This window comes from Methylobacterium sp. 275MFSha3.1, assembly GCF_900108435.1.
GTDB lineage: Bacteria > Pseudomonadota > Alphaproteobacteria > Rhizobiales > Beijerinckiaceae > Methylobacterium.
In genome coordinates, this window is sequence record NZ_FNWP01000037.1 from 1 (window position 1) to 12,457 (window position 12,457).

The window sequence follows — 12,457 nt, forward strand, 5'->3', positions numbered from 1 at the left end:
CAGCCTGTGTCGGCGAGACGCTGCGGGTGGTCCGGTTCAGCAGACGCGTACCAAGCCGCGCCTCCAGGCCGCTCATCATGTGGCTCAGGGTCGAGGGCGCCAACTCCAACTCGTCGGCAGCCTTCCGAAAGCTCCTGTGCGTCGCGATCGCGGCAAGCACCTTCAGTTCGGTCAAGGTCGGCAGATCATTCATGGCCAAACGCCACCAAGGCATGCGGAATTGCCCCGCTTATTCTGGGCAATGATGCGGACTAGCTCGTGCCGGGACAAGCCGGAGGCGAAGATGGTTCGGACGTGGTTCATCACAGGTGTGAACAGCGGCTTCGGTCGCGAGATGGCGGTGCAACTGCTCGGACGCGGTGAGCGTGTGGCAGGTACGACGCGCCGTCCGGACGATATCGCTGACCTGAAAGCTAAGTACGGCACGAGCTTCTGGACCGCACAGCTCGATCTGACGGACACAGCAGCAGTAGCGGACGTGGTGAACCGCGCATTCCACGGTCTCGGACGGATCGATGTTGTCGTGAACAACGCCGGTTACGGCCAGTTTGGAGCGGTCGAAGGTCTGAGCGACGAGCAGATCGCGCGGCAGATTGATACCAATCTGATCGGGCCGATCCACGTGGTCAGGGCAGCCCTGCCGCACCTGCGCAGACAGGGCGGCGGACGCCTGATTGCCATGTCGTCTTACGGCGGCCAGGCTACCCATCCAGGCGCCTCCCTCTATCATGCAAGCAAGTGGGGCCTGGAGGGTTTTTTCGACTCGGTTGCGGCCGAGGTTGCACCCCTCGGCATCGGCGTCACGATTGTCGAGCCCGGTGCCGCACGCACCGCGTTCCGGACGACGGCCGGAACGCTGTTGGGCGCGGACGTCGACGCGTACCGGAACACGTCGATCGGCGCGATGCGTGCGATGCTCTCGAATCCCGGCGCCGTCGCGAAGGGTGATCCTGGCAAGATGGTTCAGATCATTATCGACAGCGTGGAGATGGACCCTGGTCCGAGGCGGATCGCGTTGGGCGGAGATGCCTACACCATGATCAAGCAAGCGCTGGTCGAGCGCTTGGCCGCTTTAGAGGCGCAGAAGGATGCCGCCTTCTCGACTGATGTGGCACGCTGAGGCTAATCGCGTGCCAGATTCGTTGCCTGACTAAACCGCCAGCGTTTCTCCACCAACACTATGACCTCGGCGTACGCTTTCGTAGCCTACTGGCCGGGCGGCGTGGCCATTGGCTCTGAAAGTGCCCCGCAACAAGTCTGCTTCTCCGGCTTCAACGCCGGAAGCGGACAGACTGCAATCGGCCAGACTACACCACGCCGGATCGCCGCCGCGCGCAGAACAAGCCGTTCCTCTCTGCGCCCAATCCTGACGAAGAGGTCGTGCCGCCGACATCTCGAAAGCAAAGATCAACTCTGGCTGGTTTCTCTGCCACCAAGTGGAGGGCGGCCTACCGCGGACGGAGACGCCGGCCTGCAGACACAGCACTTGATTGGCCCTAGTTCGGCTTGGTGAACTTGCACTTGCCCCACAGTGACCACGGTCCCCGCACCCCAGCCTTGGCGCAGAACGCATCGACCGCCCGGGTCACACCCGGAAAGCGGCCGCCCAGGCGGTCGTAATCGTCGGCGATCAGGAGGCCTCCAGGTCGCAGGATGGGCCACCAGGCGCGCAGGTCCGCCGCGACGGACGCCTCCTCGTGCCCGGCATCGAGATGAATGACGTCGGCGGTCACGCCGCGCAGATGCAGAAGTTCCGCGGCATTCATCGAGTCGAGCGGTAACGGCACGATGTGGTCCGTCATGCCTTCGCGTACCACATTGGCCAGGAAGGTTCGGTAGAGGCTGGGATAGCCATGTTCGGTGGCGAGTTCCGTGAAAAGCGCCGCGTCCGACCAATGATCGACCGCCCCGAGCCACGTATCGACCGCGATCACGGTGCCGTCGACGTCGTGCTCGGCCATGGTCCGCGCGAGAAACAAGGTGCTGGCCCCTTTCCAGGTGCCGATCTCGATGACCACGCGGGGCCGAATCTCGATCACCGCCTCCTCGAGGTAGGGGTGAATGCTGCGCCAGCCCTGAAGGTCGGCGGCGCGCAGGTCCGACGGGGGATCCGCGAATGGGTCGCGGCCGTGCCAAAGGGCGGCAATCAGGTCCTGTCGGGTCATGTCTCGGCTCTGGTTTTTGAACGTGTGGGGACGGCGCAGGATGAGCGGACGTCCGGAGGAGCGGGGGGTTACGGGGGTTACGCGCTGGCGCGGGCCTGCGCGTAGAGCGCCTCGCAGCGGTCGAGCCAGCGCGCGCGGGTGAACAGGCTCAGGACGCGCCCGTGCGGGACGCGCCGCGGGATCGCGAGCGCCGCGCCGATGGCGCGGGCAAGAGCCGCCGCGTCCCCCGGCACGGCGAGGGCTCCGGCGTCGCCGACGACCTCCGGTACGGCGCCCCGGGCGAACCCGGCGACGGGCAGGCCGCAGGCCATCGCCTCGATCGCCGCCAGCCCGAACGGCTCGTCCCAGCACGGGGTGGTCAGGAAGACGGAGGCGCGGCCGACCTCCGCCGCCAGAGCCGCCCCGCTGAGCTGGCCGCCGTAGCGGATAGATCCGCCGAGCAATGGCGCGACCTGCGCCGCCCAGTAAGCGGGCTCCTCGATCGGGCCGAACAGGGTCAGCGGCAGCCCGGCTCGGCGCGCTGCTGTGATCGCGTGGTGCGCGCCCTTGTCGGGGGTGATCCGTGCGCACCAGACCGCGCTGCCGTCGCCGTCCGGACGGTAAGGCCAGGCGGCCGGATCGATGCCGTTGTGGAGCACCGAGGCCTCCGGGGGCGCCCCGTCCGGCCACCACGCGTCGAGATGCAACCGGGACGTCGCGGTGATCCGGTGTCCCGGGGCGGGGCTCGCCTGCACGAACCAGCGCAGGGCGTCGTAGGGCGGCACGTGCAGCGACGTGACGGTCGGCGTCGCGGCGGTACGCCGCTTCTCCAGGGGCAATCGGCTCAAGCTGTTGTTGTGAAGTACATCGAAGCCCCCGGCGGCGATGCGGTCGCAGGCGACGGCATAGCCATCGTCGAGATGAGCCTTCAGGCCCGCATCGCCCCGGTGCTCCAGGCCGGCATGGCTCCGCTCGTAATGGACCGGGATCACAGGCTTCAGGGCGAAGCGCGCGTCGCTGTCACCGGAGGCGAACAGGGCGACGCTATGGCCCCGGGCGGCGAGACCCTCGGTGAGGGTCCAAATGTAGGCTTCGAGGCCGCCCGCGAAGGGCGGGGCGATCGGGTGGCGCAGATGGGCGAGGAGGGCGATCCTCATACCATCACCGGCACCAGCGCGGACGCATCCGCCCGGGTCTCGGCGTCCTGCCTAGCCTCGATGGCGCGGATCACCGAAGCGGAGTTGGTGTAGGGCTGGTGGCCCTGCTGGCCGGTCAGCGCGAGATCGGTCGCGTCGGGCCGGCGCAGGATGCGGATCGGCCGGTCCGGCGTGTCGTCGATCAGGCCCATCACCTTGAAGGCGTAGAGCCAGTGGCCCATGGTGCGGTAGCCCCACTTGGCCTCGAACAATTCGGCGTTGCGCACCACGCTGTCGAGGTGATGGACCGGCGGCATGTGGTGCGGGTGGTACTGGTGATAGGCGCGCGCGCCCTTCATCCAGGCGATCGGGATACCGCTCTGGTCGAGGATCTTGCCGAAGTCGGTGTCCTCGCCGCCGTAGCCGGTGTAGCGCTCGTCGAAGCCGCCGGTCGCCAGGAAGGTCGCCCGCCGGATCGCGAAGTTGAGCGACCAGAAGCAGCGGTAATCGTGGCAGATCTCGAGGCCGGAGGCCGGGGGGCCGCGGCGGTCGGAATGCCGCTCCGCCACGGCATCGAGACCGTCATAGTCCCAGGCCCCCAGCGTGGCGTGCTCGGGCAGGTGCAGCACCTCGCCCATCAGCAGCCCGTCGAGCGCGTCGAGCCCCCGCGCGTAATCGGCGATGAGGTCGGGGGCCGGGATGCAATCAACGTCGAGGAAGGCCACGGCATCACCGGATGCCGCCGCCACGCCGCAGTTGCGCGCGGCCGCCAGCGGCAGTTCACGGCCCGGAACGAGGATCTGGCGCACGGGGAAGCCGACCACGGGCAGGTCGTAGGGCGTGTCCTGCATCACCGCGACGATGAACTCGGCGGGGGCTTGCGTCTGGCGCTCGAGGCCAAGGAGCACGTTGCGTAGATGGGCCGGCCGGCCCTTCGCGAGGGTCACGACGGAAACGGTGGACATGCGGGGGGCGAGCTCCGGTCGACGCGGGGGGAGGGAGGCGTTCATTCGGCCGCGATGTCCTGAAGCGGGCTGGGTTTGACCCCGGCGGGTCCAAGGTCCCAGAGCGCGTCGGTCAGCTCTTCGAGCCAGCCGGCGGCGCGGGCGGCGGCTTCGGGGGCATAGAGGCCGCGCAGGGCGGTCCCATCCAGGGCGCGGGCTCGGGCGAGGAGCTCGCGCCAACCCTGGAGATCGCCGGGCCAGATGGGGGCTTGCACGGCGGCCCCGAGGCGGACCAGCGCCTCGGCCTTGCGGGTCTGCTCGGCGAAGTAGCGCCATTCCGGCATGACGATCAGGCGACCGCCGACGCGGGCGACCTCATGGACCGTGTTGTCGCCCGCCGAGGCAATCACGATGTCGGCGGCGGCGAGGTAGTCCGTCACAGACGGCACCCAGCCAAGTTCGCGCAGATTGGAGAAATCGGTCTCGTGGCCCTCGCGATGGGTCGGCCCGAGCGTAAGCCACAGGGCATCGGGTTCGGCGCGGGCTGCGACCGTGAGCGGCGCGTAGGGCGTGCCGCTGCCGCCGCCGCCGGTCACCGCCACGACGATCTCGCGCTGAGGGTCGAGGCCAAGCTTGGCGCGGGCCTCCGCGCGCTCCGGCACCCGGTCGATGCTGGTGCACAGGCCGCCACTATAGAAGGTCTTGGCGCGCAGGTGCGCCGGGTACTCGTCTTGCTCCAAGCGCTCATCGAAGGGGGCGAGCATCCCGACGCAGGCCTCGTAGGCACCGACATGGCCGATATCGGAACGGTCGCCGTGCATGCGGATCTGCACCGCCGGCACGCTGGCGATACGCGCGAGCAGCGCGATCTCCGCCGAAACATCAACCACGAATAGGCCAACTCCGCGCTCGTCTAGATGGTCGAGAATAACCCGCATGGTCCGGCGCATCGCGTCGAGACCCAGGGGGACGCAGTGCATCACCTGGGGCGTCGGCTCGGCGTAGAGGCGCGGCGTCGGCACGGCGGCGCCGATCATGTTGGGCAGCGCCACGATCTCGATGTCGCGGCCGAAGCCGTCGAACAGGTGCGGATCGGCGGTCAGCACCGAGACGGCCCGGTCACGGGCAAACTCGGCGGCTACAGCCATCGTGCGGTTGGCATGGCCGCGGCCCTGGTGATGAACGAAGAACGCGATCGGCTTCTTCATGGCGGTGAGGTCGGGCTCGATCTCAAGAGAACAGGGCGTCGGGCCGCAGGGCCGCGGCGATCTCGGGTCCGGTCGGCAGGCGGATCAGGCGGATCGCAGGGGCGTCGGCATCCCAGTCGATCAGCCCGGCCTCGCGGAACTGGCCCAGCCAGTAGGTCATGCACCAGCGTCCATGTCGTGCCCGGAAGCGCGTCGCGTTGGCGAGGATCGGCGCGAAATGCTGCAGCGGCGGGACGTGGACCGGGTGGTGTTGGTGATAGGCGCGGGCGCCCGCGACCCAGAAAGTTGGCAGCCCGGAGGCGGCGAGCCGGGCGGCGAAATCCGTCTCCTCACCGCCGTAGCCCACGAAGGCCTCGTCCATGCCGCCGGTCGCGTGCCAAGCCGCAGCAGGCAGCGCGAAGGACAGGCCCCAGAGCTGGCCCGCATCGGGCTCCGGCCGCAGACCGGTTTCGGGCAGAGCAGGCCGGGCGGGATGGGCACGGCCGAGGCGGTCCAGCACCGTCGGCTCGGAGCCATCGGTGCCCGCCCCCGGCGGAAGATAGAGGACCTCGCCTAGGAACAGCCCCCGCGCCGTGGCGCCGGCCCGCGCATAGGCGCCCGTCAGAGTCGGCGACGGGATGCAATCCACGTCGAGGAAGACGAGGAGTTCAGCGCACGCTGCCTCGGCGGCCCGGTTGCGCGCGGCGGCCAGCGGCATCGGTTCGCCCAGCACATGGAGGTGCCGGACCGGGCAACCGGGATCAGGCAGGTCCGGCGCACGCTCCGACTGCATCCAGGCGATGACGAGTTCGCGCGGGGGCAACGTCTGGCGGGCGAGACCCTGCATCAGGTTGCGCAGGCGGTCGGTCCGTCCGCGGACCAGAGTCAGGACGCTGGGTGCCGGCTCCCCCCCGTGCTCACCCGACATCGGCGAGCATCCGGCGGAAGTGCGAGACCCCTTCGATGATGCCCCGGGCGTGGGTCCGGCGGGACACGTAGGAGTGCTTCAGGGCGTCATGGCTCGCGAGGTCGTCTGAATAGTTCGCCACAATGATCGCCTGCACCCGGGCGCCCAGCATCTCGATGTCGTTGCCGGAATCGCCGGCCACGAACACGGCGTGCTCCGGGAGGTCGTACAGGGCCCGGACGTGGTCGACGGCGGTACCTTTCGAGGCCGCCTCGGGCAGGACGTCGAGATACCGTCCATGACTGTGGATCACGCGCGCGGCAATACCGGCCTCTGCCAGACGCGCGCGGACGCGCTGTTCGGCCGCGGTATCACCGAAATAGCTCAGCTTCAGGACCCGCTGCTCCAGTGGACCCTGGGGGCTCAGCCCGTCGAGCCCGTCGAGCGCCACTTGCACGGCGAGCCGATCCCAGCCGGGCGCGATGATCCGGCGCCACGCGGCGTCCCCCGTGTAGGTCACGCCGTTGCCGTCGAGGTGGTAGATTTCGGACCCCACCGAGGTGATCATCACCTGCGGCCGTGGACTGTCCTGCTGCTCCAGCACGGCCATCGCGCTGTGGAAGGACCGGCCGGTTGCGACGCCGAAGGCCAGCCCCGCCTGCCGGCTGCGCCACCGGCGAAAGATCCCCATGGCCGCATCGCAGCCGACCAGTGTGTTGTCGATGTCGCAGACGAGCAGTTGCCGGGGTGTTTGGGTGGACGGCTCCGCGGCCAGCAGCGCGCGCAGCAGGACGTGATAGCGGGCGGCGTGCCGGTCCCAGTCATAGGCCGCAGCCGCCCGGGCGCCGCCAGCCACGCAGCGTGCGTAGAGGGCCGGATCGCCCAGAATCCGCAGGCACGCTTCCGCGATCGCCCCGTGGGCGCGTGGATCGACCAAGAGCCCGTTGCCGCAGGTCTCGACGATGTCGTTGGGGCCGCCGCTGTCGGTGGCGACCAGCGGCAGGCCAGCGGCAGAGGCCTCAAGCAGCGTCAGGCCGAAGGGCTCGTTAAGAGCCGGGTTGACGAACAGGCCGCCCCGGGCCCGAGCATGAGCGTAGATCGCCGGCACGTCCTCCGGACGGTGCGTCTTCGGGTAGGCGACGCGCCCGTAGAGGTCGTAGCGATCGATCAGGACCAGGAGGTCGCGCATGGTTGCGGCCATGTCGCCGTCGAGGGTGTCGATGTCGTCGCGGGTCCCGGCGACGATCACGAGATTGGCGCGGGCCTGGAGCGCAGGGCTCTCGCCGTAGGCACGCACCAGCGCCGCAAGATTCTTGCGCGCCACCGGCCGGGCGAGCGCCAGGATCGCTGGCTTGTCCGGATCGTTCAGGAAGCGGTCGATCGCGGCGTCGACCCAGGGATGCGGCTTGGCCGCGGCGAAGCGCGCGAGGTCGCTTCCTGGCGGTAGGACGCGGACGCGCCCGGGATCGTAGGCCGCATAGCCGGCGTACTGCACCTCGGCCTCGTCCCGCGAGGAGGCGATCACGAGCTGGGCCCGTGCCAGCGCCTCCTCCTCGGCGACGATTCGGCGGGCGAGATCTGGCTGGATGGGGACCGCGCCCAGCATCGTCGCCTTCACGCGTCCGAGGGAATGGGCCGTGAACACGAAGGGGATGCCAAGGCGATCCTCCACCAGGGCCGCCACCGTCGCCGCGTCCGCGTAATGCGCGTGAATGAGATCCGGCGGCCGATCCTGGGCGGTGATCCAGGTGATGAGATTTTCGGCGAAGGACACGACCTCGGCGTGCATCGCCTCCTTGACGCGGTAATCCGGGGACGCGCTCGCGAGCCGCACGAGCGTGACCTTGTCGGCGATCGGCTCTTCGGGCACGGCGTAGGCGGCGCCGAGGGAGCCGCGAAATAGACGGGTCACTACCACGATCCGAGTGAGATCGCGGTCCTGCACCGAGGCCGAAACCAGATCGAGCAAGTAGCGGATATGGCCGCCGGTGTCGGCGGTGAGTCCGTAGACGACGCCGTCGCCGCGCAGGCAGCCCTGCAGGGCGATATGCAGGACGAACATCAGACGTACGCTGCGGCTCTCGAGCGGCTCTGTGCGCTTAACTTATGTAAAGCGATCGCCGCGCCCCGGCTTAACATATGTAAAGAGGTTGCCGTGCTTCGCGTCGCGCAGGTCGCTCCAAACATTTTTCCCGTTCCCCCAGACCATCACGGCGGCACCGAGCGGGTTGTGCACGATCTCGGCACGGCGCTACGAAGCTTGGGCGTGGAACTAACATTGTTTGCTTCTTCGGACAGTGCGACAGACTTGCCGCGCGTCGGCGACTACCCGAGCCTTGCGGCTCTGGAACGGCAATACGGGCGCGTCGCACCTGGGGTACCGGCCGCCCTGGACGCCCTGCAGCTGGAGGCCCTTCGCCGGCGGCTGGATGCGTTCGACATCGTTCATTGCCATGGCGAATTCGCGCATGCGGCTCTCTTGGGCACGCGTCGCCGGCACAGCCTGACCACCATCCACTGGCGGGTGGACGAACTCGATCGGGCCTTGTTCTTCCGGGGCTTCCCAGACCTGCCGGTGGCGGCGATCTCGGCCGCACAGGCGGCCGGCATCCCAGCCACGAACCAGGCGGGCATCGTCCATCACGGGATCGATCGGGCGCGCTACCCCTTCCGCGCAGCGCCGGACGAACATGTCGCCTTCGTCGGCCGCATGACCGACCAGAAGCGGCCCGACGTGGCGATCCGCATCGCCCGCGCCGCCGGCCTGCCGATCCAGCTCGGCGGTACGATCGATGTCGGCAACCCGGATTATTTCGATCAGCGGGTGCGGCCCCTCCTCGGTACCGATGCGACCTATCTCGGGCCCGTCGACGATGCCCGGAAGGGCGAGCTCCTGGGGGGCGCCCAGGCCCTCCTCTTTCCGATCGACTGGCCCGAGCCCTTCGGCCTCGTGATGATCGAGGCGATGGCCTGCGGGACACCAGTGGTCGCCTGGAACCGGGGCTCGGTTCCCGAGATCGTCGAGGACGGGGTCACGGGCTTCATCGTCTCCACCGAGGCCGAGGCGGTCGCAGCCCTCGCCCGCATCGGGCAGCTTGACCGCGCAACAGTCCGCCGCCGATTCGAGGAACGGTTCACCGCCGAGCGCATGGCGCGGGATTACCTGGCCCTCTACCAGCGCCTGCTCGCCGCCTGATGCGCACAGCCCTTTTGACCTGGGATTACCCGCCATCCCCTAGCGGCCTGTCCACCGCGGCCCGGGAGATCGCCGAGAGCCTCGCGGAGGCAGGCGCGGAGGTGACGGTCTTTACCTTCGACCGGACCGGACATGAACGGACGGGCGGCGTCGCGGTTTCGGGCCTCGCCCTGGCGCCCGGAAGCCCCTTGGCGCGCCTGCGCCTCTGGGGCTCGGCCGGTCATCTCGCCGCCCCGCTCGCCTTCCGGCTCGCCGTCCTCGCCGCCCACGACGAGGCGCCGTTCGACGTCGTCGAGGCGACGAACTGGTACGCGCCGGCCGCGTTGCTGGCCGGCCGTCGAGACCTGCCGCTGGTGACCCGCAGCTCGACGCCGGCCGCGTTCACACGCGACCCGGCCGGCAGCTTGCGGAACCGCCTCGATGGCTGGATGGCCGACGGCCTGGAGCGCCGACAGGCCGGCGGAAGCGCCGGGCTTATCGCCAACACCGCGGCGCACGGGGCGGTGATCGCTCGGGTCTACGGGCTGACCGGACGGCAGCCCGAAGCGGTGATCGGTCTCAGCCTTCCCCCCGAAGTCGACGCTGCCGCTCGCGGCGCCGCCTATCCCCAGGCGGCGGAACCGGTCCGCCTGCTCTTCGTCGGGCGGGCGGAGGCGCGGAAAGGTTTCGGCGCCCTCCTCGGCGCGGCCGCGATCCTCGGTGCCGAGCATGCGCAGGGTGCGCTGCCCGCCTTTCGGCTCGACCTCGTTGGGGTCCCGCCAGACGATCTCCCGGCCGATCTACCCGAGGTTGCGCGGCGGCACATACAGGCTAGGGGTCGGATCGACGACCGATCGCTGTCAGAGGCCTATGCCGAGGCCCATGCGGTGCTCGCGCCCTCGCGCTACGAGAGCTTCGGACTCGTTTATCAGGAGGCGCTCGCCTACGGCCGACCGGTCGTGGCCTGCGCCGAGGATGCGAACGCCCGCGCCTTCGTCGGAGCGCCCGGCGCCGGTCCCTTGGCCTCGGCCGCGACCGGACCGGCCCTCGCTGATGCCCTGCGTCCGCTCCTCACCGATCCGGACCTGCGCCGCGCCTACCGCGCCCGCGCCCTGGCGGCGGCCGGGCGCTTCAGCCGGGCGAGCCTCGGGCGCGAGACCCTGGCGCTTTACGAACGGGCGATCGCGGCGGCGCGCGGCGGCTGATCGTGTAGCCGCCGCGGATCCGGCCTGCTCCAACCCGTCAGTCTGCGTAGCGACGCAGCAGCGCGGCTTCCTCCTCCAGACGTCCGCGACCGGGATCGAGCGCCTCGTAGCGTCGCGAACGTGCCCGCACATGGGCCGAACTGAGGCGGTGCTCGATACAACCGTGCAGAGCGATGAGACTTCCCGGCCAGCCGCCGTCGAGAACAGGGCGCTCGTGGACGCGACCGGCGTACAGCAGACTGGTGCGGTTCAATCGATACTGGACATCCGGGAAGACGTCCGAGAGGACACCGTCGACCCGGTTCGCCCGGGCGAGGCCAACGGAGACAACGCCTTCCGCTTCTGCGAGGGCCGCCAAAGGGGGCAGCAAGCGACCGGTCGCCGGCTCGAGCGCCTCGTCGGCGTCGAGCTGCAGCATCCAGCCGTGGCGGGCGAAGCCCTGGAGGGTATTACGCTGCGCGGCGAAATCCCCGTTCAGGGGGCGGGCGGCCACGCGCACCGCCCCCGCGGCGAAGCCCGCGACTATGACCGACTCCGCCGCCAGCGCCGGCCCGTCGATCAGGATCACGACGTCGTCCGTCCAGTCAGCCTGCACCGGCAGCGAGGCCAGGACCGCGTCCCGGTCCGCCGGACGGCAGATGAGGCCAAGGGACACCGGGCGTCCGTCGGCGGCTTCAAGGGCGAACAGCTCAGCTTCGGCCGCCCGGGTACCGTGGGGGTTCCGGAGTTCCGCGCGGCCGGCCTCGTCGCGGGGACGGGCGCCGAGCCGCCAACGGGTCGCGGCGCTACGCAGGGTGTAGAGGTCGAGGCCGTAGGGCGCGTCCCGGTCCGGCGCGAAGACCTGACCGGCGAGGCTTCGGGCCAGATGCGCGCGGCACGCCTCCGCATCCCCATTCTTCACGAGCAGGATCCCGCATGCGTTGCAGGCGAGCGGGAATGCGCGGCGCTCACCATCTGGATAGGACAGGGTTCGGTCACTTGGCCCGATCGTGGCGGCCGCACAGACGAAACACCGCCGCATGATCCCCTCTCCCGCGCCCGCGATCCGGCAGGAGAGGCCTGGATGCGTCCGGCCCGCGCCTTACCTTCGCGGTTTCCATACCCCCTGCCGCACGTGCTCCCAGACGTCGACCCCCTCTCCGCCGGACGCGCCGGCCTGCCCGCCGACGGGGCCCTCGCCATCGTGGGCAACGCGCCTGGGACGGGTGCGTGGGAAGCCGCGATCGATGCGGCGGACAGCGTAGTCCGCTTCAACAATGCGCCCGGTTTCGGTGCCGAAGCCGGCCACCGCATCACGCATCTCGCACTGGTCAACCGAGGTGGCCAGACGCGTGAATGGCTGGCGGACCGGAACTTCCTCAAGCGTCCGGTGGTACGCGCCGCGCAGGCCTTCATCCTGCCCTTCCCGATGCTGTCGGCGGAGCAAAACGTCCCTGAGCCGATCTGCTGGACCCGCGAGCTTCTAGCGCTGCTGCAACCGTTGGGCTGCCCGGTTCTCCTCCTGCCCGAGACGCTCCACCAGCAGGCTAACACCCTACTCGGCCCCCACACGGTGGGACACCCGAACCCGAGCACCGGCTTCCTCGTGACGCTCGCGCTGCTACTCGGCCGCCCGGCGAGTGCCAGACCGGTGCAGGCCTTTGGCTTCGGGTTCGACGGCTGGCACGGTCATCCCTGGGCGGCCGAGCGCGCATGGTTCGCCGAGGCCGAGGCGGCCGGACGCATCCATGTGCATCCGCCATCTCCGACCGAGCGATGA

12 protein-coding genes are annotated in these 12,457 nt (G+C 69.6%); 4 read left to right on the plus strand and 8 right to left on the minus strand.

Translation table 11 applies throughout. The features are described from left to right. The coding region (locus BLW78_RS28060; RefSeq protein WP_139307763.1) for a helix-turn-helix domain-containing protein at positions 1 to 193 on the minus strand (193 nt) is incomplete at its 3' end. Between the two features lie 90 nt (positions 194 to 283). Here BLW78_RS28060 and BLW78_RS28065 point away from each other — a divergent pair. After that, positions 284 to 1,120 (plus strand): SDR family oxidoreductase, encoded by an 837-nt coding sequence (locus BLW78_RS28065; RefSeq protein WP_091683437.1) that lies wholly within the window; start codon positions 284 to 286, stop codon positions 1,118 to 1,120. A 376-nt stretch (positions 1,121 to 1,496) separates the two neighbouring features. Here BLW78_RS28065 and BLW78_RS28070 read toward each other — a convergent pair whose 3' ends face one another. From BLW78_RS28070 to BLW78_RS28095, 6 genes are all read right to left on the minus strand, one after another. Beyond that, on the minus strand, positions 1,497 to 2,165 hold the full coding sequence (locus BLW78_RS28070; RefSeq protein ID WP_091683390.1) for a class I SAM-dependent methyltransferase: 669 nt from the start codon (positions 2,163 to 2,165) through the stop codon (positions 1,497 to 1,499). 77 nt (positions 2,166 to 2,242) lie between these two features. Then, positions 2,243 to 3,301 (minus strand): glycosyltransferase, encoded by a 1,059-nt coding sequence (locus tag BLW78_RS28075; protein ID WP_091683393.1) that lies wholly within the window; start codon positions 3,299 to 3,301, stop codon positions 2,243 to 2,245. After that, positions 3,298 to 4,245: a glycosyltransferase family 2 protein gene (locus BLW78_RS28080; protein ID WP_091683395.1), complete on the minus strand. Its 948-nt coding sequence runs from the start codon at positions 4,243 to 4,245 to the stop codon at positions 3,298 to 3,300. The genes BLW78_RS28075 and BLW78_RS28080 overlap by 4 nt, the downstream gene beginning before the upstream one ends. Before the next feature lie 41 nt (positions 4,246 to 4,286). Further along, on the minus strand, positions 4,287 to 5,432 hold the full coding sequence (locus tag BLW78_RS28085) for a glycosyltransferase (protein ID WP_091683397.1): 1,146 nt from the start codon (positions 5,430 to 5,432) through the stop codon (positions 4,287 to 4,289). 22 nt (positions 5,433 to 5,454) lie between these two features. After that, positions 5,455 to 6,339 (minus strand): glycosyltransferase family 2 protein, encoded by an 885-nt coding sequence (locus tag BLW78_RS28090; protein WP_091683399.1) that lies wholly within the window; start codon positions 6,337 to 6,339, stop codon positions 5,455 to 5,457. Beyond that, the gene (locus BLW78_RS28095) at positions 6,329 to 8,380 is read right to left on the minus strand and encodes an HAD-IIB family hydrolase (RefSeq protein ID WP_091683400.1); all 2,052 of its coding nucleotides are present in this window, start codon (positions 8,378 to 8,380) and stop codon (positions 6,329 to 6,331) included. The genes BLW78_RS28090 and BLW78_RS28095 overlap by 11 nt, the downstream gene beginning before the upstream one ends. 93 nt (positions 8,381 to 8,473) lie before the next feature. Here BLW78_RS28095 and BLW78_RS28100 point away from each other — a divergent pair, with 93 nt between their 5' ends. Continuing rightward, complete coding sequence (locus tag BLW78_RS28100; RefSeq protein ID WP_091683439.1) at positions 8,474 to 9,514, plus strand: glycosyltransferase family 4 protein; 1,041 nt, start codon at positions 8,474 to 8,476, stop codon at positions 9,512 to 9,514. Continuing rightward, complete coding sequence (locus BLW78_RS28105) at positions 9,514 to 10,698, plus strand: glycosyltransferase family 4 protein (protein WP_091683402.1); 1,185 nt, start codon at positions 9,514 to 9,516, stop codon at positions 10,696 to 10,698. The genes BLW78_RS28100 and BLW78_RS28105 overlap by 1 nt, the downstream gene beginning before the upstream one ends. A 37-nt stretch (positions 10,699 to 10,735) precedes the next feature. Here BLW78_RS28105 and BLW78_RS28110 read toward each other — a convergent pair whose 3' ends face one another. Beyond that, positions 10,736 to 11,719 (minus strand): glycosyltransferase family protein, encoded by a 984-nt coding sequence (locus BLW78_RS28110; protein ID WP_091683404.1) that lies wholly within the window; start codon positions 11,717 to 11,719, stop codon positions 10,736 to 10,738. Positions 11,720 to 11,761: 42 nt separating this feature from the next. On the opposite strand from BLW78_RS28110, the gene BLW78_RS28115 reads away from it, so the two are divergent. Continuing rightward, a complete protein-coding gene (locus tag BLW78_RS28115; RefSeq protein ID WP_244527088.1) occupies positions 11,762 to 12,457 on the plus strand; it encodes a glycosyltransferase family 29 protein in 696 nt (231 codons plus the stop codon).